The following is a 20,797-nucleotide window of genomic DNA, read 5'->3' on the forward strand; positions in this document are numbered from 1 at the left end:
GTACCTCCGAGGCCGGGATCCGAAAGCTCGCCGTCCCTTCACCGATCGGTTGAGCCCCAATGGCAAGCACGGGTCAGAGATCTCCGCGCACTTCACCGGTTCCCAGCGCGGTCCGCTGCCGGTTGACCTCCGCCCAAAGCTCATCGCTGTCGTCATTGCGCAGCACGACCATGGTGTCCAGTTGATCGTCGGTCACGCCGAAGTATTCCAGGATTTCCCCGCGAACCGCATCGACGAATTGTGCGTACTCCGGGGTTGCCTGGGCCTGCGCGTGCAGGGCATCGTATGCTGCATCGTCCGCGCCGCCACCGTGCTCGTCGATGTAGCGCGAAATCCACTGGTCGCGTTCGTGGTCGTAATCGGCCTCGGCGCGCATCGCCTGGACAGCCGTGTAGAAATCCAATTGGGCAAACGCGGCGATCGCCGCCGTCGTCGCCTCGTCGAATGTAGTCGTCATACCATTTCTCATGTTGGTCATCGCGCATCATCGCACGGGTCGCACCCGGGCAGGCGCCGCGAATTCGCACGGTGCACGCATCGCCTGACGCCGACGTTCGGCTCGTGCACTCTCGCGCTTGTTCAATGGCCGTGTCGGCATCCCGGGCCGCTGCCCCGCAAGTGTGTCACCTTGTCGTCGTTGACGGGAACGATCGTTCCGTTCAGCAGGCGAAGCCGACGTCCGAGTGTCCGCGCAGCCACGGGATCGTTCGACTGCTCCTGACCGGCAAACGTCACCGTCATATAGAATGATGCGCTTTGCCCGCACGCCTATGTGGTTCAAGAATCTTCAGCTTCATCGTCTTCCGGCACCGTGGGCCGTTACCCCCGATCAGATGGAAGAATGGCTGGCGCCCCACGCGTTTCAGCCGGGCTCCAGCGTCGAAATGCAGCGCGTCGGATGGGCGTCGCCGCGTGACGACGGCGCGCTCGTGTATTCGATCAACCGGCAGATGCTGCTGACGTTTCGCGCCGAAAAGAAGCTGCTGCCGGCCTCCGTCGTCAATCAGGTGACCAAGGCCCGGGCGCTTGAAGTCGAAGAGCAGCAGGGCTTCAAGGTCGGACGAAAACAGCTGCGCGAACTCAAGGAACAGGTTACCGACGAACTGCTGCCGCGCGCGTTCAGCATTCGCCGCGATACCCGCGTGTGGATCGATACGGTGAACGGCTGGCTCGTCATCGATGCGGCTGCACAGGCTCTTGCCGACGACGTTCGCGGGCTGCTCGTGAAATCGATCCACCCATTGCCGCTCGCCGGCGTTCAGGTGGCGCTCTCGCCGGTTGCCGCGATGACGGATTGGCTGCTGTCCGGCGACGCGCCAGGCGGATTCACCGTGGACCAGGACGCCGAGTTGCGCTCGAGCGGCGAAGGGGGTGCCACGGTGCGATACGTCGGCCACGCGCTGGAAGCGAACGACATGCGCCGCCACATCGAGGCCGGCAAACAATGCATGCGCCTCGCAATGACCTGGAATGACCGAATCTCCTTCGTGCTGACACCGTCGCTGACGATCAAGCGCGTCACGCCGCTCGACGTGATCAAGGAAGCGACGGATCCCACCGCGCAGAACGACGACGAACGCTTCGACTCGGACGTCACGCTGATGACGGGCGAACTGGGGCGGATGTTGACCGATCTTGTCGATATCCTGGGTGGCGATCGGCACGACGCGATTCATCAAGCGGCAGCAGCCTGAACCGTGCCTGCTTTCGACGATCCCTCCCTGCGGCGGTGAGGCTTCATGCTGACGCGACATGTCGAGCAGGACCGTCGCCGCTTCGGCGCGGGTCGCGGGCGCTCGGCCGCGATCCGTAGGAGATCGGTGCAATTCCTGAAAGCGGCCGCGATCGTCCAGGAGACCGGGCAATTCGTACGAGGCGTGCGTCATTTGCCTCCCATCAAGGTCGACAGCAATCCTTAAGAATTGGTTTGGTTGCTACCGATCTCGCGGATGCGGTCGACTCACCGCTCACGCCCGAACACCGATCGTCTTCCCCTCGCTCCCCCGAAAATCCGCGACGAACCGGAAAAAAGCCACCCTCGCGGGTGGCTTCCGTGCATTCAATCAGGCTTTGGTCGCATACGTCATGCGCGGACCCGCCGGCTCGCCTCCGCATCGACGTCGCGCAGCGACTTGCCGCGCGTTTCCTTCGCGAGGCCCACGCATACGATCGAGATCGCCGCCGCCGCGACCAGATACAGCGCGATCGGCGTCGACGAATGGTAGCGCTCGAGCAGCGACAGCCCGATCAACGGCGCGAGCGAGCCGGCCATCAGCGGCGCGACCTGATAGCACAGCGACAGCGCGGTATAGCGCACGTTGGTCGGGAACATCTCGGTCATTAGCGCGGAATACGGCGAGTAGGTCATCGATTCGATGAACAGGCCGAGCACGATCGCGGCCATGATGATCCAGTCGTTGCCGGTATCCATCATCGGGAACGCGACGAAACCCCAGCCGGCGGTCAGCATCGCGCCGGTCAGGTACACGGGCTTGCGGCCGACGAGGTCGGACATCAGCCCCATCAACGGGATGAAGAAGAAGTGAATCGCGTTGCCGGCGAACATCAGCTTCAGGATCCGCGTGGTATCGAAGCCGACGACCAGCTTCAGGTAGGTCAACGAGAACGTGACGACCATGTAGTACAGAATGTTCTCGGCAAAGCGCGCGCCGATACCGATCAGCACCTGCCGCCAGTGGTACTTCAGCACGTGCCCCACGCCGAGCTGCTTTTCCTGCGTCCGCGCCCGGCGCGCCTGCGCTTCCTTGAAGATCGGCGCATCGTCGACCTTGCGCCGAATCCAGAAACCGATCAGCACGACCACCGCCGAGAACCAGAACGCCGCACGCCAGCCCCACGACAGGAAGTCTGCCTCGGACAGCGAGCTCGACAGCACCAGCAGGATGATCGTCGCGACCAGGTTGCCGGCCGGCACGCCAGCTTGCGGCCAGCTGGCCCAGTAGCCGCGGCGGTTGTCCGGGCTGTGCTCGCTGACCAGCAGGATCGCACCGCCCCACTCGCCGCCGAACGCGAAGCCCTGGATCAGGCGCAGCGACACCAGCAGCACCGGCGCCCAGTAGCCGATCGCATCGAAGGTCGGCAGGCAGCCCATCAGGAACGTCGTGATGCCGACCACGATCAGGCTGACCTGCAGCAGATACTTGCGGCCGAACTTGTCGCCGTAGTAGCCGAACACCAGCCCGCCGATCGGGCGCGCGGCGAATCCCACCGCATACAGCGCGAACGCCGCGAGCAGGCCATCGATCGGATTGCCCGTCTTCTTGAAGAAGTGCGTGCCGAACACCAGCGCCGACGCCGTTCCATACAGGAAGAACTCGTACCACTCCGCCACCGACCCGACCATCGACGCCGCGACGACCCGTTTCAATTCCCGTTTCGACGCCGTGTCCTGCACGGCCGCCGCACCACCAGGCGAGACTGCCTCGCCGACCTGACTTGTCATCTCCGTATCTCCTCTCGTTGTCTTCCATTTCCCTTGACGGACCGGTTCGCGAGTAAGCCCGCCGAAAGATTTTATACAATATCCAATACACAATCTACGCAATCTCAAAAATGCTTTCGGTAAGAATGCGACACATCGGCATGCGGCCACAGGTCGTCCCGAACGCTAGCGGAGGAAGGGATTTGGTCAGATGAAAACGCGACGGCAACGGTTTGCACAACGCTTGTCCGGCTGCGCGGGCCATCGGAGGGAGCCGCGATACGCACCGCACCGACTTCGCCGGGATCGTTCGCCATCGTCGCCAGAGGCCATCGCAGAGCGGTGCGCCGGCCGCCACGACGTGCCGGAACAACGACCTTCGTCACGCCCTTTTTTATTTTATATTGTATAAAATATGCGAACTGGCTAGAATGCACTCGTCGATTGGCTGACTCTCGGGCGAAACCGGAGGCAACGTTTCGGCACCGAGGCAGACAAGAGGTGGCCAGCCGCCGTCCGATCGCGTGAAGCACCGACGAGATGGCGAGCGAGCGTACCGCCCACGTTGCCAGCGATGGCAGTTGACCCTATCTGAATGTGAGGAAACGAGATGAGCGACAACATTTTTACCGGCACCATTCCGGCCCTGATGACGCCGTGCACCGCTGACCGTCAGCCGGATTTCGACGCGCTGGTGAAGAAGGGCAAGGAACTGGTGGCGCTCGGCATGCGCGCTGTGGTGTACTGCGGCTCGATGGGTGATTGGCCGCTGCTGACCGAAGCGCAGCGCCAGGAAGGCGTCGCACGCCTGGTCGAAGCCGGCGTCCCGACGATCGTCGGCACCGGCGCGGTGAACTCGAAGGAAGCCGTGTCGCACGCCGCACATGCCGCGAAGGTGGGCGCGCACGGCCTGATGGTGATCCCGCGCGTGCTGTCGCGCGGCGCATCGCCGGCCGCACAAAAGGCGCACTTCGCCGCGATCCTGAACGCCGCGCCGAACCTGCCGGCCGTGATCTACAACAGCCCGTACTACGGCTTCGCGACCCGCGCCGACCTGTTCTTCGAACTGCGCCGCCAGCACCCGAACCTGATCGGCTTCAAGGAATTCGGCGGCGCCGCCGACATGCGTTACGCAGCCGAGAACATCACGTCGCAGGACGACAGCGTGACGCTGATGGCCGGCGTCGACACGCAAGTCTTCCACGGCTTCGTGAACTGCGGCGCGGCGGGCGCGATCACCGGCATCGGCAACGCGCTGCCGCGCGAAGTGCTGCAACTGGTCGACCTGTGCAAGAAGGCCGCACAAGGCGATGCAGTCGCCCGCGTGCGCGCGAAGGAGCTGGAAGCGGCGCTGGCCGTGCTGTCTTCGTTCGACGAAGGCTGCGATCTCGTCCTGTTCTACAAGTATCTGATGGTGCTGAACGGCGACAAGGAATACACGCTGCACTTCAACGAAACCGACGCTCTGAGTGACGCCCAACGCAATTACGCGGAAGCGCAGTACACGCTGTTCCGCAACTGGTACGCGAACTGGTCGAAGAGCATCGCGTAAGCGCGCTCGCACGATGCCGTGCGGTACGCGGCCGTGATACGGCTGCGTGATGGAAAGGGGAAGCCACGGATCGCTCCGTGGCTTTTTTCTCGTCTATGGCCCGTCCTGAAGCAGCATGCGGGCGCATATTCCGACATCAGCGTGACAGCGTTCGGCATCGCCGCGCCGAGGTCGGGCGGTCAGGGCTTCACCGTCGTCGGCCGCGGCTCCATCCCGTCGATCTTCGCGAGCAGGCCATTGCCGAGTTCCGTCACGTGACGCGGCATGCCGGGGATCGCCAACAGCGCTTCGATTCTCCCGCGCCAGTAACTCGGACGGCTCACGCGCATTGCACACGGCATCGTCACATCGCCGCGATCGGCATCGGTTTCGAGCAGCGCAACCATTCTCTCGATATGAGAGAGCTCGCGCTCCACATAGTCTCTCGTCAGCATCTGATCGATACTCCCGCGCAACACAGCCCTGGCCTGTCGTCACTGCCGCGTCGCCGCATGGCCTTTTCGCGGGACCGGTCGTACTCGCTTCCCGTCACGGTACCCGCGCCCTGTGTCAGAACGCCATCGATCCACGCAATGATTTCATTCATATCATCGGATCATTGCCGCGCAATCTTCACGTCCGCGTCGGTCGCATCCGCACCCCGATTCTCCATCGACGATCGCAGATGCTCCCCTTGCGACGGCATCCCCAATATTGAGGATGCCTGCTGGAATCGGCCGCACCGCATCCGCGCGATGCGGCGCGTGCGGCAACCAGGGAATGAAAAGATCTATCGCGCGTTCACGCGTGCTGATCGACACCGTTCGCGACAAGATCAAGGCGATCGTCGCAAGGACGACCGCGAGAATGAGCGCCCGTCTCGTCGCGCTGTGCGGCAACCGAACCCATTCAGCAACCTCGGCCGCGCACGCCCTTGCCTGCCGGCGGCTCGCCCGCGCTCATCCGGTCCAGTTGCCGGACAATCTCCGCGCGCAACTCGGCCGAAATCTCCACGCTGTCGAGTAACTCGGAGATCCATAGCCCGTCGGCCGCGAGCCGGCAGATCATCAGCGTCGCCGCCTGCTCGAGCGGCACCGGATCCGGTCGTGTCCACTCGCGCATCGGCACCGACCAGCGCGCGCGCGTCTCCTGCTCGGTGATCATCGACGCAACCAATACGCGCAGCACGTCGGTGCTCGCCGCCGGCTGCGCGGTGTCGAGCACCGCATGCAGATACGCGCGCGCCGCCGCGCCGTTGCCATGCGCATCGGCCGCCCGATGCGCGGCCATCTGCGATGCGAAACGCTCGGTCGCCTGCTCGAACAGTGCATCGAGCAAGCCCTGCTTGTTCGCGAAGTGATACTGCAGCGCGCCTTTCGTCACGCCCGCGCGTTCGGCAACCGCGTCGAGCGTCAACGCGGCCACGCCGTGATGTGTCGCGATCTCGGACGCGGCATCCAGCAGTTGCGCGCGCACCTGTTCCGGCGCTTTTTTCCGCCGCACACCGGCGAGGGGTGCTGCTTCGTGTGGTTCCGGTGCGCCACCCGGCCCGGCAGCGTCGGGTGGCGTGGCGGTGTCGCGCGAAGCGGATTCGGAGCGTTTTTTCATGGGGGCGATGTTAGCACTCGCGGTCTCGATATAAACATTCCGTCTGGATGGTATGATCCGCCGCATGAATAAATCCGCCCCCTCCCACTGGTCCGCGCTCGACACCGCGATCGCCCGCGGACGCGACGCGCTGATGCGTCTTCAGCAGCCTGACGGCAGTTGGTGCTTCGAACTGGAGTCCGACGCGACGATCACCGCGGAATACATTCTGATGATGCATTTCATGGACAAGATCGACGACGCGCGCCAGGCGCGGATGGCGCGCTACCTGCGCGCGATCCAGCGGCTGGACACGCACGGCGGGTGGGATCTGTACGTCGACGGCGAGCCGGACGTTTCGTGCAGCGTGAAGGCGTACTTCGCGCTGAAGGCCGCCGGCGACAGCGAGCACGCGCCGCACATGGTCCGCGCGCGCGACGCGATCCTGAAGCTCGGTGGCGCGGCCCGCGCGAATGTGTTCACGCGCATCCTGCTCGCGACGTTCGGCCAGGTGCCGTGGCGCGCGACGCCGTTCATGCCGATCGAATTCGTGCTGTTCCCGAAGTGGGTGCCGATCTCGATGTACAAGGTCGCGTACTGGGCGCGCACGACGATGGTGCCGCTGCTCGTGCTGTGCTCGCTGAAAGCGCGTGCGCGCAATCCGCGCAACATCGCGATTCCCGAACTGTTCGTCACGCCGCCCGATCAGGAACGCCAGTACTTCCCGCCCGCGCGCGGGATGCGCCGCGCGTTCCTCGCGCTCGACCGCGTGGTGCGCCATGTCGAGCCGCTGCTGCCGAAACGCCTGCGGCAGCGCGCGATCCGGCATGCGGAAGCATGGTGCGCGGAGCGCATGAATGGCGAGGACGGCCTCGGCGGGATCTTTCCGCCGATCGTGTACAGCTACCAGATGATGGACATGCTTGGTTATCCTGACGATCATCCGCTGCGCCGCGACTGCGAGAACGCGCTCGAGAAGCTGCTGGTCACGCGGCCCGACGGCAGCGTCTACTGCCAGCCGTGCCTGTCGCCGGTATGGGACACCGCATGGAGCACGATGGCGCTCGAACAGGCACGCGGCGTGGCTGGGCCGGAAGCCGGCACATCGCCGAGTGCGCTGAATGAACTCGACGCGCGCATCACGCGCGCATACGACTGGCTCGCCGAGCGCCAGGTGAACGACCTGCGCGGCGACTGGATCGAGAACGCGCCCGCCGACACGCAACCGGGCGGCTGGGCGTTCCAGTACGCGAACCCGTACTACCCCGACATCGACGACAGCGCAGTCGTCACCGCGATGCTGGACCGCCGCGGGCGCACGCATCGCAACGCGGACGGCTCGCATCCGTATGCGGCGCGCGTTGCACGCGCGCTCGACTGGATGCGCGGGCTGCAATCGCGCAACGGCGGCTTCGCGGCCTTCGACGCCGACTGCGATCGCATGTACCTGAACGCGATCCCGTTCGCCGATCACGGCGCGTTGCTCGATCCGCCGACCGAGGACGTGTCGGGTCGCGTGCTGCTGTGCTTCGGCGTCACGAACCGCGCGGACGACCACGCATCGCTCGCGCGCGCGATCGGCTACGTGAAACGCACGCAACAACCCGACGGCAGCTGGTGGGGCCGCTGGGGCACGAACTACCTGTACGGCACGTGGAGCGTACTGGCCGGGCTCGCGCTCGCGGGCGAGGATCCGTCGCAGCCGTACATCGCCCGCGCGCTCGCTTGGCTGCGCGCGCGTCAGCACGCGGACGGCGGCTGGGGCGAAACGAACGACAGCTACATCGACCCGGCGCTCGCCGGCACCAATGCGGGTGAGAGCACGTCGAACTGCACCGCGTGGGCACTGCTCGCGCAGATGGCGTTCGGCGACTGCGAATCCGACTCGGTGAAACGCGGCATCGCGTATCTGCAGTCGGTGCAGCACGAAGACGGCTTCTGGTGGCACCGGTCGCACAATGCGCCAGGCTTTCCGCGCATCTTCTACCTGAAGTATCACGGCTATACCGCGTACTTCCCGCTGTGGGCGCTCGCGCGGTATCGACGTCTGGCCGGTGCGTCTTTGGCCAGCGACGCCAGCCGGTCCTGCGAGCCCGCTTCCCGCACATCGGACGCCGCGCTCGCCTGAGCATGTGCTGCGTGCCCGAGCACCCGCTCGGGCCGCAACGCGCCGGTACGCGTCATGACGTCCGCCGCGATCGTGATTGAATCGGTCTTCCTTCCCGCTCGTTCGTCGCGCGGCTCGCTCATCGACACTGCCCGCCGATCGTCAGCAATTCCACGCGGGCCGGCACGACGCACATTACGGCTTGCTGTGCAGCGACTCGACGATCCGGTACGCGGTCTTCACGCGATCCTCGATCGGGAAGCTGCGGTTCGCGAGCATCACGATCGCGATTCGCTTCGCGGGAACGAACGCGACATAGGTGCTGAAACCGTTGGTCGACCCCGTCTTGTTGATCCACGTGTCCGGGCGCGGCGCCAGCGGCGGCTCGAGTTCAGTCGCAGGCGTCGCGTTGTAGAGCATCGGTGGCGCATTCCCGGCGAGCAGCGTCGGCAATGCGACTGGATACGGATACTGCTCCCAGATCAGGTCCTGCGTGAACGGGCCCGCCCGGAAATAGCCGGTGTGCGTGCGTTGGAGCGCGCGCTGCAGCCTCGGCGACGTTTCCACGAGCCCCATGTTCGCCTGCACGAAGCGCAGCAGATCGGCTGCCGTCGTCCGGACGCCGTACGCCGGCTGCCAGAGCATGCCGCCCGTCATCCGGATCGGCTTGCCGTCCTGCGTATAACCCTGCGCGTAGTCGGCCTGGCGGGCGACGGGCACGTCGATGTAGGTATGCGTCATCCCGAGCGCGGGAAACAGCCGCCGTTCCATCAGCACCGCGAAGTCTTCATGCATCGCCTTCGCGGTGAGAAAACCGAGCATCCCGATCGCAACGTTCGAATACGTGCGATGCGTGCCCGGCGCGTATGCGGGCCGCCATGCGTCGAGATAACGCATCAGGTCCGCATCGTCGCGGATGCTGTTGGGCACCTGCAGCGGCATTCCGCCGGGCGTATGCGTGCCCAGATTGAGCAGCGTGACGGCACCGAACGGCTTGCCCTGCAGCGCGGGCAGGTACTTTCCGGCCGGGTCCGTGAGCGACAGCTCGCCGCCTTCCTGTGCGTCCGCCGCCAGCGTCGCGGTCAGCGTCTTGCTGACGGAGCCGATCTCGAATAGCGTGTCGCCGGTCACGGGCGCGCCGGTTTGCATCGACATCACGCCGTAGTCGAACACATAGGGCTTGCCGTCGGCAACGACGCCGATCGCCATGCCGGGAATGGCGAACTGCTTCATCAGCGGCGCAACGTGGCGGGTCACTGCGTCGTGAATCTCGTCCTGCGTGGCGGCGGCCGCGCGACCGGCCGTGGCGGCGGCGCACGCGGCGACGAACAGGGTCGCGGCGATGCGGATCGCATTGAATCGCATGAGTGCGGTTCCTTCGATTTGTGATGGTTGCATGAACAACAGATCGGGCCGCACCGCGCGAGTGTGCGGCAGCCGGCCTGTCGAAGCAGGACTATCCGCCGCCGGCTGATTGCGAACAATCGATGAAATTTTGCGCGAGCCTAAAGAAAATCTTATGCGGCGCGTGAACCGGCCATGCGGACGTCAGTCCGGCAACCGGTCAAGAAACGCCAGCATCGCGGCGTTGAAGCGCGCCGGCCGCTGCAACGGCGCGAAGTGGCTCACGCCCGGCAGGATCGTCAGCGTCGCGCCCGGAATCGTGTGTGCGAGATACGCCGCATGCTCGGGGCGGATGAACTCGTCGTACTCGCCCTGCACGATCGCGACCGGCACGCCGATCGCCGCCAGGTCGGCGGCGCTGTAATCCGGTTGCGTGCGCATCATTTCGCTGACGGCCTCGACGAACGCATCGAACTGGCCCGGCGTCGCGGACAGCCGCGCGTAGTCCTTGCGGTGCCGCGCGAAGCAGCGGTCGATCAGCGGGCTCGGCACCATCTCCTTCGTGCCGCCCGGATCCATGTTGCACGCGAAGAAGAACACGCCGGCCGCACGCTCCGGCGCGCGGGCGGCCAGCACGAGCGATACGCACGCGCCGTCGCTCCAGCCGACGAAGCGTGCGCGCCCGATGCGCAGCGCATCGAGCACCGCGAGCACGTCGCAGGCCATACGTTCGTAGGAATAAGGGCGATCGTCGCGCGTGCTGCGGCCGTGCCCACGGCTGTCGATGACGATCGCGCGGTAGCCCGCCGCGAGCAGCGCCGGCACCTGGTTGCCCCAGTTGCCGCCATGGCCGAGACCGCCGTGCAGCAGCACGACTGGCGGGCCATGGCCGAACGACGCGTGCCAGATGCGCGCGCCGTCGTGATCCAGCCATCCTTCGGTGTCGGCCGCCGGCAGCGGCGTGCCGCCATGCGCGTCGAAGCGGACGAGATCATCGTCAACGAATTCCGCATTCATCGCTCTGCCGTCCTTTCAAGGGAGACGAGCTTCGAATTGTAATGCGCGCGATAGCGTGCGGCGACGCGTCCGCGCTGCGGCGCGCAACGATGCGGCGTCGTGCCGTCAGGCCTGCGTCGACACCAGCCCGCCGGACGTCGAGCCGCCCGACTTCTGGATCGCCTGCGCAAGCTGCGCGATCGCCGTCGACAGCGCGGCGGAGATCGTGCTGGCTTCCGCGCTCAGCGTCTGCTGCTCGATCGCCGCGGCCGGATCGTTCTTTGCGCGCTGCGCGGCGGCCGCCATTTGCTGCTGCAACTGCGCGAGCTGCTTCTGCAGACGCTCGATGAGTTGCTTGAGCTGCTTGACCGCGGGATCCTCGGCCGACGATCCCGACGCGCCCAACGTCTGGCCCGCGCCGCCGGCCGGCGTGGCACCGCTCGCCGACGACGACGCGGTGGACGCCGCCGTCGATGCGGCACCGGCGCCGGAAGCGTCGGCAGTCGCGTTGCCGGCGGTGGCCGGCGAAGTCTGCGGGGCGAAAGAAAGATCGATCTGCATCGTGTCGGTCCGTAATGGGTGTGCAACGCGGATAGGTTGAACAGGGGCTACCTTGCAACCGGTTTACGGCATTCGTCAGATAAAACTTTAACCTTGCCCTCGAAAGTGTCTTGAAGCGGCGCCTGCGCCGCGGCTGCCGTACGCGCGCTGTCGATGGTCGCGAAGGGGCCAGATTAGCCGACCGTCGACGCTGGTAAAATCGCCCGCTGGCCTGCCGCTGCGGCACAGCCGCCGCTTCCGGCACGGCCTCGCGGGCGATCCCGCGCAGGTGCCCGCCCTGTCGGGCCCGATACGCGATGCCCTCCGGCGCCTTCGGTGCGCGGCCCGCGCCCGCATCGACATGACGACGCGCCGACTTCGGCACGCACGCCCTTCATCACGCATTTCGAGGAACTCACGATGGCCCGCATCGGCGCCTTCTGCCTGACCACGTGGCTCGCGGCCGCGATTCTCTATTTCGGCCAGCATTCGGTCGCGATGATTGCGCTCAGCGGCGTAGTCGTGTTCGGCGGATTCGACCTGCTGCGTCCGTAACGACGACGGCCCGTGCGGCCGACATTCGAGCACAACTCGGCCGATCCCGTCTGATACCGGCCACGCCCCTTTCAACTCACACTGGATTCCCCATGGCACCTTGCGGCGTTTCCGTCTCCGGCCGGACGCTCGATCGCACCGAGCTCCTGGTTCTCGTCGAAGGCTCGCCGGCGCCGATTCGTCTCGAAGACTGCGATCTCGAAGGCGCGGACCTGTCGCGGCTCGATTTGCGCGGCCTGCGATTCGAGCGATGCGCGCTCGCGGAAGCGTCGTTCGTCGGCGCGACGCTCGCGCAAACCGCGTGGATCCGTTGCCGTGCGCGCCAGGCGAGCTTCGCGTCGGCCGATCTCGAGGACGCGCAGTTTCAGTCCTGCGATCTCAACAACACGAGCTGGCGCCGCAGCAAGCTCAGCTCCGCGCACTTCGACGAATGCCGGCTCACCGGCGCCGACTTCGAGGAATGCAAGTCGCTCGGCATCGAGTTCTCGAACACGCTGCTGGTGGGCGCGAGCCTGCGCCGTTTCTCGTTCCGGAAGACGCGACTCGTCGCGCTCGATTTCTCGGACGCCGATCTCGCCGGCACGGACTTTCGCGACGCCGTGTTCGAAGGCGGCAGCCTGCGCAACGCGCATCTGAACGACGTCCGGTTCGATGGCGCCGACCTGCGCGACGTGGACCTCGGCGGCACGCCGAAGCTGCTCGCGTCGGGCGTGCTGCGCGGCGCGACCATCTCGTATGACCAAGCCGCGACGCTGATCGAGAATCTGGGAATCCGGGTCGCTTGACGACTGCGTGCGCATTTCTTCGCGTCGCGGCCGATATTCCCGACTTCGGTCGCGTACCGCGCGTATCGCACATGCCGTCGGCAATCTGTCGAATATTCTCATCACGTCAGCGACATTCCGACCGACACAGGCCGCGCACGCCCATGCTCGCACATTCGCCGACTGAACCCATCGGCACTCGAATCACTAGGGAAAATCCGGAGACATCCTTACAGCGATTTACCTGATGATTCACAAGAACGCCATGTTTCGGTGATTTCGCTTTGCAGCATGCTTTCGTTTTGCTTCAGCGCATCGATGCCACCACCTGGCAGCCGCGACGATCGAAGCATGAAACGACAAGCGCCCGCGAGTCGCCAGGTGTTCAATACTTTCAACAACCCGGTCGAGAGTAATCGTGAGAATCCGTGGCCCGCTGGTGCGGTGGAGACGAGGCGATGCGCGCAACGTGCGCGTCGCGATCTCGTCCGCCGACGACAGTGACCGCCGGCAGAGTCCTCGCCTGCATCTGTCGATCTATACCATCCTGTCCCGCCGTTCCGTCCGCCGTCACAACGCCGTCGCCGCACGCGCGTTCGTCGCGATCCACACCGACGACGTGGCGTCGCTCCTGCCTTAGCGCGTCCACTCCATTCCGTTCGACCTGCGCATCGTGTCGCGTGGCTCGCGACAGGATTGGTTCGCGCTTCGTGTCCGCGCGATTCGCTTCGCAGCCCAAATGAACTCCCGATGGTCATGCACAGTCGACGCTCGTTTCGAGCGCCGTCCGGTTCCACACGTCCGTCCCCTGAAACCCGGCGCGACGACTCGCCAACCGCCGAGCGCCGCGTCCCCCGATACGGAAAACACGTCATGCCACTCCGCACCTTTCGCCGCGCCATCGCAACCGCCGCCATGATCTCCGTCGCGGGCATTGCCGCGTTCGGCACCATGCACGCCCGGGCAGCCGGCGAACTGAACATCTACAACTGGTCCGACTACATCGCGCCGGACACGATTCCGAATTTCCAGAAGCAGACCGGCCTGCACGTGCGCTACGACAACTACGACAGCGACGACACGCTGCAGGCAAAGCTGCTGTCGGGCAACTCCGGCTACGACATCGTCGTGCCGACGTCGAACTACATGGCCAAGCAGATCCAGGCGAACGTCTACCAGCCACTGGACAAGACGAAGCTGCCGAACCTGTCGCACCTCGACCCGCTGTTGATGAAGATGGTCGCCGACGCCGATCCCGGCAACCAGTACGGCGTGCCGTGGGCGTACGGCACCGACGGCGTCGGCTACAACGTGCAGGCAGTGAAGAAGGCGCTCGGCGACAAGGCGCCAGTCGACAGCTGGGCGCTGGTATTCGACCCGGCCAACATGGCGAAGCTGAAGAGTTGCGGCGTCTCGTTCCTGGATCAGGCGGTCGACGTGTTCGCCGCGACGCTGCAGTACATGGGCAAGGACCCGAACAGCACGAATCCGGCCGATTACCGCGCCGCATATGAAGTGCTCAAGAAGGTGCGCCCGTACATCACGCAGTTCAATTCGTCGGGTTACATCAACGATCTCGCGAACAACGACCTGTGCGTGTCGTTCGGCTATTCCGGTGACGTCGGCATCGCGCATCGCCGGGCGGCGGAAGCGAAGCGTCCCTATGAGATTCGCTTCGCGAATCCGAAGGAAGGCGGGCTGCTGTGGTTCGACATGATGGTGATCCCGAAGGATGCACCGAACCGCGACGCCGCGCTGAAGTGGATCAACTACCTGCAGGACCCGAAGGTCAACGCGGGGATCACCAACGCGGTGTTCTACCCGACCGCGAACAAGGCCGCTCGCCAGTTCGTGAAACCCGCGATCGCACGCGATCCGTCGGTCTATCCGGCCGACGAGGTACTGAGCAAGATGACGCTGCTCAAGCCGATGCCGCCCGAGATTCGCAGGCTCCAGAACCGGTTGTGGGCACAACTGAAAACCGGACGCTGAGGTGGCGGCTCGGATCGGACAACGGAACGACGAGCGCGGCTTATCCGAGCGGACCGTTGCCGGGCCGCTCGCAACCGCCGTGCACGGGCGAACACGCGTCCGCTCTGAACGCCGGTGACGGCGGCCATACGTGCCGCACCGGCGTATGGCCGCCCGGCCTGCATGTTGCACCACTCAGAACCGGTGAATGATCCCCGCACCGAACGCGAACTGATTGCCGGTCGACGACGGTGCGGAGTTGAAGCCGTCACCCAATGTCGCCGTCGCGTCGACGATGCTGCCCGCGCCGCTCGTGCCAAGCGTTTTGCCCTTCGCATGCTGATACGCTTCGAGCAGGTAAAGCCCCGTACGCTTCGACAGCGAGTAGTATTGCGACAGGTTGAACTGGTGATACTGCGCGCTGTCGGTGATGCCGTTCGCCTCGGTCGCGCGCGTGTACGCATAGCCCGCGCCGAAATCCCACACCGCCGACGGCTTCCAGTGCAGCACCGCGCCGACCGTGTTGAAGATCGCGGTATTGAAGAACTTCGATGCCGAGCCCGGGATGTATTCGGTGTTGGTATAGGTGGCCGTCGCATCCCACGCGTCACTGAACCGGTAGCTGAGGCCCACCGCGAACCGCTGCTGCGCCTTCGCGGTCTGGTAACCGTTCGTGAGCGCCGACACGCCGATCTGTGAACCGCCGTTCGACGTCGTCGAACTCGCGCCCCACGTGCCGCCTGCCGTGTTCGAGCTGTTCACGCGCTCGAACGCGATGCCGACGCCGAGCGGACCGGCCGCATACTGGATGCCGGTCGCCCAGGTCGAACCGGCGTTCGTGCTCCCGGCCACGCCGCCGAGCGAATACGAACCGCTCAGCGTCAGGCCGTACCATTTCGGCGACGTGTACTCGAGCGTGTTGTTCGCGCGGTAGATCGTGTCGAGCCCGTCGACGTCGCCCGGGTGCGCGCCGTAGTAGCCGGTGATCCACGTGGTCGGGCTGAACGGCGACATCGTCTGGTAATACGACGCGTATTGCCGGCCCGCGGTCAGCGTACCGTAAGTCGCGTTCGTCAGCCCGACCCACGCCTGCCGCCCAAACATCGCATCGGTGTACTGCGTGGCCCCCGTGCCCGAGTTGAAACCCGATTCGAGCGTGAAGATCGCCTTCGTGCCGCCACCGAGGTCTTCCGCGCCCTTGAGGCCGAAACGGCTGCCGGCCCATACACCCTGGTTCATCCTGACGACGGACTTGCCACCGCTCGTCGAGCCGAGCGTCGTCGCATTGCTCTGGTAGCCGATCCCGTTGTCGACGATTCCGTACAGCGTGACGCTGCTCTGCGCGAACGCCGGCGCGACGGCCGCCATCGCGGTACCGAACGTCAGCGCCACGCGTAATGCCTGCTTGTTCATCAATCAGTCTCCTTCCTTGCCTCATTGAGTGGTTAATGTGTTGTCGTGGTGGCGGCCTGCCGTCGTCGGATCAAGGACGATATGCACGCCAGCCGTTACCGCCCTTGCAAACGAGTTGCGAACCCTGGATCTGGCACTGCGCCTCGTACCCCGGCGAGTACAGCCATTCGCCAGCCCAGTGCAGGTCGACGTACGGGTCGGCATTCGGCGTATCGGCGACGAAACTGGCCGCATCGTCGGTGCTGCCGCTACCCGTGTAGCGTGCGGTGGCCGGATACGGGAACACAGGGCGCGTGCGCGTCGTGTTGCCGTTCGCGTCGACGATCGACGCGACGATCCTGCCTGGCGTCGCGTCCGTCTCGGTCCATGCCATCAGCGGCGAGAGGATGTCGAACACGTTCGGCCCCTGTCCGCCGCCGCAGTGCGCGACACCCGGGAACAGATAGAAGCGCGCGAAGCGATCGACCTTCGCATCGCCCATGTAGCGCTTCATCGCCTCGTAGTATTCGATGCTCGAACGCGGCGAGATGTGCTGATCCTCCAGACCGTGCCACAGCAGCAGCTTGCCGCCACGGCCCGCGAAGCGGCTCAGGTCCGGGTCGGTCGCGGCCAGGTAGTTCGACACCGGCACCGTCTTCGCGAATGCGTCGAGCGTGAACTTCAGGTCGCCGATCGCCGCCGACGGGTACGACGCGTTGTAGTAGTCGAGATAGCGGAGGAACGGCAGCACGAAGCTGATCGTGCCGCTCTGCGCGGTGGCGGTCGCCGGGACGAACAAGGTCCAGTTCAGCTCCGACCCCCACTCGCGCGATACGAAAGGTTCGAGACGCGTGCCGTTCGCCGCCGTCGCGCCGTCATGAATCCGGCGCACCACGTCTGCTTCCTGCGGCGTCAGGCAGGTCGCGCTCGATTGCCCCTGTGCACAGACGATCGTTGCGGGATCGAAATGGCACGCACGCGGATTGTCGATCACGCCATCGACCACGCCGTCCAGACCGTCGCATGCCTTCAGCACGGCCGCGTGCAACATCGGCAGCTTGCCGGCGAGCAGGATCGCGTTGCCCGTCTTCGGGTCGGTGTTGACCGCGTTCGGCCATGCATGATGGAACGTGTTCTGCACGATCAGATCGTTGGCGGGGGCGCCGGCCGCAATGCCATCGAAGTCGTCGGGGAAGCGCTGCGCCTCCATCAGCGCCTCGCGGCCGCCGTCCGAGCAGCCGTCGAAGTACGCGTAGCGCGCGGGCCGCGCATAGAACTTGCCGATGATCGCCTTTGCCACCTGCGCGGTCGCGTGTTCGGCGCGGTACGCGAAGTCGAGCTTCGCCTTCGGGTCGAGCGCCCACGAGCCGTCGTTGCCGCCTTCATGGCCCATGTCGGTCGCGGCCATCGCGATCGTCCCGTTCGTCACCGGCACGCAGGTCGACGCCATCGGCGCATTGACGGACAGGTTCCCGCACAAACCGCCGCAGCCTGTCTGCAGATAGCGCTGCGTCCAGCCTTGCGTTGGCAACTGCAATTCAAACAGCGACGCACCCGGGCCGATCGTGCCTTTCACGTCGCAGACGGACGCGGGCAGCGTATTGTTTCCGACGACCGTGCCGGCCGGCAGCAGCACCGCCGACGTGATCGTAACGGTACCGTCGGTCACGCCGCTCAGGTCGAGTGCCGCGACCGACGGGCACGACATCGCGGGCATCACCGCCGGAAGATTCGCAAGACCGCCGGTGCTCGCGGCATTTGCCGCGTTTGGCCAGCCGGTCAGCACCGCGCACAGCCACACGACGCCGATCGCCAGCATCCTGGTCAGCACGTCGCGCCTGACGCGCGCCGCGCCATGCCATGCGCGCACCATCCACCCTGCCCTGCAGTTCGTCTGCATGCCTGTCTCCTGTCCTTGTTCGATATGCCGCTCGTCCCGGAACGGACGATTTGGCGACGTTGCGTCGGTCTTTCGATTCATCGGGCGAAGCGGTGCGCCCGTCATTGCATCATCAGCATAACTAAGCTCAAGGCCTGCCCCGTTGCGAAGAAGGCCGAATCCCATCTGATCCGTTTATCGACTTCGCCCGTCCCGCGTTATGCAGGTGCCATCCCGTACTGACTCTTGACGCAATCGGCCTGCGGGGACGCGAGATACGCGAGGAACCGGGCGGCGGCCGCGCGATCGGACGCGGTGCCGCATATTGCCGCAGCGAACACTGTCACCGCCTGAACCTCATCCGGCAGCGCACCGGCGACATCGATGCCCGGCGCATGCATCAGCTCGCTCAACTGCTGAAAGCCGAGCTCGACGTCGCCGTCCGCGATCAACTGGCCGACCGGCACGCCCGGCGGCGCCTGCACGATACGCGGCGCAATCGCGTCGGCGATGCCCCAGCGCACGAACAGGCGAGTCAGGTGCATGCCGCTCGGCCCCGTCGAGTAACCGATCCGGCCGGCCCTCAGGATCGCATCGCGCAACGCAGCCTCGGTGCCGATCTCCGGCCGCGTCGCGCCGCTCGCCACCGCGACCGCGATGCCAGAGCGCGCAACGTTCACGCGGCTGCCGGCATCGACATGTCCGTCCGCCGCCAACTGCTCGATCGCATCGGACGCGAGCACGACGAAATCGAACGGCTCGCCGTTCCGCACCCGCCGCGCGGCATCGACGCCGCCGATCGACGTGATCGACACGCGCGCCCCCGTTTCGTGCTCGTAAAGGGCAGCGAGCCTCGCCAGCAGCGGCCGCGTGGCCATCGACGAAATACCCGTGACGGTCGCCACAGCGCCGGACGCCTGTACCATCGTCGCCGCCTGCATCAGTCGATGTAGCGCAGGCCAGCCTGACGCAGCGGCTCGCGCATGTCGTACATGTCGAGACCCAGCACGCCGGACGCGAGCTTCGCACGTTTCGCCGCTTCGTTCGCCTCGCGTGCGACGGCCTTCTCGAGCACGTTCGCCGCACGCGCGGCCGGCACGACGACCACGCCGTCGTCGTCCGCGACGATCACGTCGCCTGGGTTGACGAGCGAACCCGCGCATACGACCGGTACGTTCACGGATCCGAGCGTCGCCTTGATCGTGCCTTTCGCCGAAATCGCCTTGCTCCAGACCGGGAACTGCATCGCCTCGAGCACCGCGACGTCGCGCACGCCGGCATCGATGATCAATGCGTGCGCGCCGCGCGCCTTGAAGCTCGTTGCGAGCAGGTCGCCGAAATAGCCGTCGGTGCAATCCGCGGTAATCGCCGCGACGACCACGTCGCCAGGCCGGATCTGTTCGGCGGCAACGTGCATCATCCAGTTGTCGCCCGGGTGCAGCAGCACCGTGACCGCCGTGCCGGACGCATGGGCGCGCGGATAGATCGGCCGCATGTACGGCTTCAGCAGCCCCGTGCGGCCCATCGCCTCGTGCACCGTCGCCGAGCCGAGCGCGCCGAGCCGTGCGGCGACGTCCTGGTCCGCGCGATGGATGGTGCGGTACACCACGCCGAGTTCAGTCATGATCAAAGCCCCTTCGCTTTCAGTTGCGCATCCAGGCGCGGATACACGCGCCGGGCATTGCCTTCGTAGATCTTGTGCCGCGCGTCGGCGTCGAGCGACGACGCCTCGATGTATCGCTTCGTGTCGTCGTAGTAGTGACCCGTCTCGGGATCGATGCCGCGCACCGCGCCGATCATCTCGCTCGCGAACAGGATGTTGTCGACCGGAATCACGCCGGTCAGCAGATCGATGCCGGGCTGGTGATACACGCATGTGTCGAAGAACACGTTGTTCAGCAGGTGGTCCTTCAGCAGCGGCTTCTTCAGCTCCTGCGCGAGCCCGCGAAAGCGTCCCCAGTGATACGGCACCGCGCCGCCGCCATGCGGAATCACGAAGCGCAGCGTCGGGAAATCACGGAACAGATCGGAGGTCAGGCACTGCATGAAGGCCGTGGTGTCGGCATTCAGGTAGTGCGCGCCCGTTGTGTGGAAGCACGCGTTACAGCTCGTGCTCACGTGAATCATCGCGGGAATGTCGTACTCGACCATCTTTTCGTAGATCGGGTACCAGTAGCGGTCCGACAGCGGCGGGCTCGTCCAGCGACCGCCGGACGGGTCGGGATTCAGGTTGACCGCGACGTTGCCGTATTCCTCGACGCAGCGCGCGAGTTCCGGAATGCACGTCGCGACATCGACGCCCGGGCTCTGCGGCAGCATCGCGGCCGGCACGAAATGATCGGGAAAGAGCCGATGCACGCGATGGCACAGCTCGTTGCACACGGCTGCCCATGTGCTCGATACCTGGAAATCGCCAATGTGATGGGCCATGAAGCTCGCGCGCGGGCTGAAAATCGTCAGGTCGAGGCCGCGCTCGCGCATCAGCCGCAGCTGGTTGTGCTCGATCGATTCGCGCAGTTCGTCGTCGCCGATGTTCAGCTCGGCGACCTTCGGCTGCTCGGACGGACTGCCGAGCGCCGCGACCTGGCGATTGCGCCACGCTTCCAGCGCCTTCGGCGCGGTGGTGTAGTGACCATGAATGTCGATGATCATTGATGCTCCTGCGTTTGATGATGTGTCCGGCACCCTG

Annotated in this window: 20 protein-coding genes; 8 read left to right on the forward strand and 12 right to left on the reverse strand. The window is 65.5% G+C overall.

What is annotated here, in order from left to right; all coding sequences use genetic code 11:
• Positions 1 to 73 precede the first annotated feature (73 nt).
• Positions 74 to 457, reverse strand: a complete 384-nt coding sequence (locus tag WI26_RS29595; RefSeq protein WP_060189243.1) for a hypothetical protein — start codon at positions 455 to 457, stop codon at positions 74 to 76.
• Between the two features lie 313 nt (positions 458 to 770).
• Here WI26_RS29595 and WI26_RS29600 point away from each other — a divergent pair, with 313 nt between their 5' ends.
• Positions 771 to 1,694, forward strand: coding sequence for a recombination-associated protein RdgC (locus tag WI26_RS29600; RefSeq protein WP_059509221.1), 924 nt, complete (start codon positions 771 to 773; stop codon positions 1,692 to 1,694).
• 45 nt (positions 1,695 to 1,739) lie between these two features.
• On the forward strand, positions 1,740 to 1,919 hold the full coding sequence (locus WI26_RS32535; RefSeq protein WP_155768852.1) for a hypothetical protein: 180 nt from the start codon (positions 1,740 to 1,742) through the stop codon (positions 1,917 to 1,919).
• Positions 1,920 to 2,083: 164 nt separating this feature from the next.
• On the opposite strand, the gene abaF is transcribed toward WI26_RS32535, so the two are convergent.
• Entirely contained in the window at positions 2,084 to 3,463 is a 1,380-nt protein-coding gene (gene abaF / locus WI26_RS29605; protein ID WP_069228193.1) for a fosfomycin efflux MFS transporter AbaF, read from the reverse strand.
• A gap of 589 nt (positions 3,464 to 4,052) precedes the next feature.
• Here abaF and WI26_RS29610 point away from each other — a divergent pair.
• On the forward strand, positions 4,053 to 4,994 hold the full coding sequence (locus tag WI26_RS29610) for a dihydrodipicolinate synthase family protein (protein ID WP_059509223.1): 942 nt from the start codon (positions 4,053 to 4,055) through the stop codon (positions 4,992 to 4,994).
• Between the two features lie 179 nt (positions 4,995 to 5,173).
• Here WI26_RS29610 and WI26_RS29615 read toward each other — a convergent pair whose 3' ends face one another.
• Together WI26_RS29615 and WI26_RS29620 are read right to left on the reverse strand one after the other, a co-directional pair.
• Entirely contained in the window at positions 5,174 to 5,428 is a 255-nt protein-coding gene (locus WI26_RS29615) for a hypothetical protein (protein ID WP_059540300.1), read from the reverse strand.
• A 454-nt stretch (positions 5,429 to 5,882) separates the two neighbouring features.
• Complete coding sequence (locus tag WI26_RS29620; RefSeq protein ID WP_069228194.1) at positions 5,883 to 6,581, reverse strand: TetR/AcrR family transcriptional regulator; 699 nt, start codon at positions 6,579 to 6,581, stop codon at positions 5,883 to 5,885.
• Positions 6,582 to 6,633: 52 nt separating this feature from the next.
• Between WI26_RS29620 and shc the strand changes: the two genes are divergently transcribed.
• The gene (gene shc, locus WI26_RS29625) at positions 6,634 to 8,688 is read left to right on the forward strand and encodes a squalene--hopene cyclase (protein ID WP_069228195.1); all 2,055 of its coding nucleotides are present in this window, start codon (positions 6,634 to 6,636) and stop codon (positions 8,686 to 8,688) included.
• A gap of 174 nt (positions 8,689 to 8,862) precedes the next feature.
• On the opposite strand, the gene ampC is transcribed toward shc, so the two are convergent.
• The 3 genes from ampC to WI26_RS29640 form a co-directional block, all read right to left on the reverse strand.
• Positions 8,863 to 10,032, reverse strand: a complete 1,170-nt coding sequence (gene ampC / locus WI26_RS29630) for a class C beta-lactamase (RefSeq protein ID WP_069228196.1) — start codon at positions 10,030 to 10,032, stop codon at positions 8,863 to 8,865.
• 183 nt (positions 10,033 to 10,215) lie between these two features.
• Positions 10,216 to 11,028, reverse strand: a complete 813-nt coding sequence (locus WI26_RS29635) for an alpha/beta fold hydrolase (RefSeq protein WP_069228197.1) — start codon at positions 11,026 to 11,028, stop codon at positions 10,216 to 10,218.
• Positions 11,029 to 11,133: 105 nt separating this feature from the next.
• The gene (locus WI26_RS29640) at positions 11,134 to 11,568 is read right to left on the reverse strand and encodes a hypothetical protein (RefSeq protein WP_069228198.1); all 435 of its coding nucleotides are present in this window, start codon (positions 11,566 to 11,568) and stop codon (positions 11,134 to 11,136) included.
• Positions 11,569 to 11,967: 399 nt separating this feature from the next.
• On the opposite strand from WI26_RS29640, the gene WI26_RS33285 reads away from it, so the two are divergent.
• From WI26_RS33285 to WI26_RS29660, 4 genes are all read left to right on the forward strand, one after another.
• Entirely contained in the window at positions 11,968 to 12,102 is a 135-nt protein-coding gene (locus tag WI26_RS33285; protein ID WP_006750603.1) for a hypothetical protein, read from the forward strand.
• 92 nt (positions 12,103 to 12,194) lie between these two features.
• Positions 12,195 to 12,887, forward strand: a complete 693-nt coding sequence (locus WI26_RS29650) for a pentapeptide repeat-containing protein (RefSeq protein ID WP_069228200.1) — start codon at positions 12,195 to 12,197, stop codon at positions 12,885 to 12,887.
• 397 nt (positions 12,888 to 13,284) lie between these two features.
• Complete coding sequence (locus tag WI26_RS29655; RefSeq protein WP_081053219.1) at positions 13,285 to 13,506, forward strand: hypothetical protein; 222 nt, start codon at positions 13,285 to 13,287, stop codon at positions 13,504 to 13,506.
• A gap of 233 nt (positions 13,507 to 13,739) precedes the next feature.
• Positions 13,740 to 14,858 carry a polyamine ABC transporter substrate-binding protein gene (locus WI26_RS29660; protein ID WP_059540293.1) on the forward strand — a complete coding sequence of 373 codons (1,119 nt, stop codon included), beginning with the start codon at positions 13,740 to 13,742 and terminating at the stop codon, positions 14,856 to 14,858.
• 174 nt (positions 14,859 to 15,032) lie between these two features.
• Here WI26_RS29660 and WI26_RS29665 read toward each other — a convergent pair whose 3' ends face one another.
• The 5 genes from WI26_RS29665 to WI26_RS29685 form a co-directional block, all read right to left on the reverse strand.
• On the reverse strand, positions 15,033 to 16,250 hold the full coding sequence (locus tag WI26_RS29665; RefSeq protein WP_069228201.1) for a porin: 1,218 nt from the start codon (positions 16,248 to 16,250) through the stop codon (positions 15,033 to 15,035).
• Between the two features lie 70 nt (positions 16,251 to 16,320).
• On the reverse strand, positions 16,321 to 18,129 hold the full coding sequence (locus tag WI26_RS29670) for a tannase/feruloyl esterase family alpha/beta hydrolase (protein ID WP_155768853.1): 1,809 nt from the start codon (positions 18,127 to 18,129) through the stop codon (positions 16,321 to 16,323).
• A 197-nt stretch (positions 18,130 to 18,326) separates the two neighbouring features.
• Entirely contained in the window at positions 18,327 to 19,034 is a 708-nt protein-coding gene (locus WI26_RS29675; protein WP_069228369.1) for a substrate-binding domain-containing protein, read from the reverse strand.
• A 14-nt stretch (positions 19,035 to 19,048) separates the two neighbouring features.
• Positions 19,049 to 19,732, reverse strand: coding sequence for a 4-carboxy-4-hydroxy-2-oxoadipate aldolase/oxaloacetate decarboxylase (gene ligK, locus WI26_RS29680; protein ID WP_069228203.1), 684 nt, complete (start codon positions 19,730 to 19,732; stop codon positions 19,049 to 19,051).
• Between the two features lie 2 nt (positions 19,733 to 19,734).
• A complete protein-coding gene (locus tag WI26_RS29685) occupies positions 19,735 to 20,760 on the reverse strand; it encodes an amidohydrolase family protein (RefSeq protein ID WP_069228204.1) in 1,026 nt (341 codons plus the stop codon).
• Positions 20,761 to 20,797 lie beyond the last annotated feature (37 nt).

Origin of the sequence: Burkholderia diffusa, from assembly GCF_001718315.1 — a bacterium.
GTDB classification, from domain to species: Bacteria; Pseudomonadota; Gammaproteobacteria; order Burkholderiales; family Burkholderiaceae; genus Burkholderia; species Burkholderia diffusa_B.

Bases quoted from the DNA above. Each gene is read 5' to 3' on its own strand.
- WI26_RS33285 (WP_006750603.1), top strand. From the start codon at position 11,968: ATGGCCCGCATCGGCGCCTTCTGCCTGACCACGTGGCTCGCGGCCGCG.
- shc (WP_069228195.1), top strand. From the start codon at position 6,634: ATGATCCGCCGCATGAATAAATCCGCCCCCTCCCACTGGTCCGCGCTC.
- WI26_RS29675 (WP_069228369.1), bottom strand. From the start codon at position 19,034: ATGGTACAGGCGTCCGGCGCTGTGGCGACCGTCACGGGTATTTCGTCG.
- ampC (WP_069228196.1), bottom strand. From the start codon at position 10,032: ATGCGATTCAATGCGATCCGCATCGCCGCGACCCTGTTCGTCGCCGCG.
- WI26_RS29640 (WP_069228198.1), bottom strand. From the start codon at position 11,568: ATGCAGATCGATCTTTCTTTCGCCCCGCAGACTTCGCCGGCCACCGCC.
- WI26_RS29685 (WP_069228204.1), bottom strand. From the start codon at position 20,760: ATGATCATCGACATTCATGGTCACTACACCACCGCGCCGAAGGCGCTG.
- WI26_RS29600 (WP_059509221.1), top strand. From the start codon at position 771: ATGTGGTTCAAGAATCTTCAGCTTCATCGTCTTCCGGCACCGTGGGCC.
- WI26_RS29615 (WP_059540300.1), bottom strand. From the start codon at position 5,428: ATGCTGACGAGAGACTATGTGGAGCGCGAGCTCTCTCATATCGAGAGA.
- WI26_RS29650 (WP_069228200.1), top strand. From the start codon at position 12,195: ATGGCACCTTGCGGCGTTTCCGTCTCCGGCCGGACGCTCGATCGCACC.
- WI26_RS32535 (WP_155768852.1), top strand. From the start codon at position 1,740: ATGCTGACGCGACATGTCGAGCAGGACCGTCGCCGCTTCGGCGCGGGT.
- WI26_RS29635 (WP_069228197.1), bottom strand. From the start codon at position 11,028: ATGAATGCGGAATTCGTTGACGATGATCTCGTCCGCTTCGACGCGCAT.
- WI26_RS29670 (WP_155768853.1), bottom strand. From the start codon at position 18,129: ATGCAGACGAACTGCAGGGCAGGGTGGATGGTGCGCGCATGGCATGGC.
- WI26_RS29610 (WP_059509223.1), top strand. From the start codon at position 4,053: ATGAGCGACAACATTTTTACCGGCACCATTCCGGCCCTGATGACGCCG.
- abaF (WP_069228193.1), bottom strand. From the start codon at position 3,463: ATGACAAGTCAGGTCGGCGAGGCAGTCTCGCCTGGTGGTGCGGCGGCC.
- WI26_RS29660 (WP_059540293.1), top strand. From the start codon at position 13,740: ATGCCACTCCGCACCTTTCGCCGCGCCATCGCAACCGCCGCCATGATC.
- ligK (WP_069228203.1), bottom strand. From the start codon at position 19,732: ATGACTGAACTCGGCGTGGTGTACCGCACCATCCATCGCGCGGACCAG.
- WI26_RS29665 (WP_069228201.1), bottom strand. From the start codon at position 16,250: ATGAACAAGCAGGCATTACGCGTGGCGCTGACGTTCGGTACCGCGATG.
- WI26_RS29595 (WP_060189243.1), bottom strand. From the start codon at position 457: ATGACGACTACATTCGACGAGGCGACGACGGCGGCGATCGCCGCGTTT.
- WI26_RS29620 (WP_069228194.1), bottom strand. From the start codon at position 6,581: ATGAAAAAACGCTCCGAATCCGCTTCGCGCGACACCGCCACGCCACCC.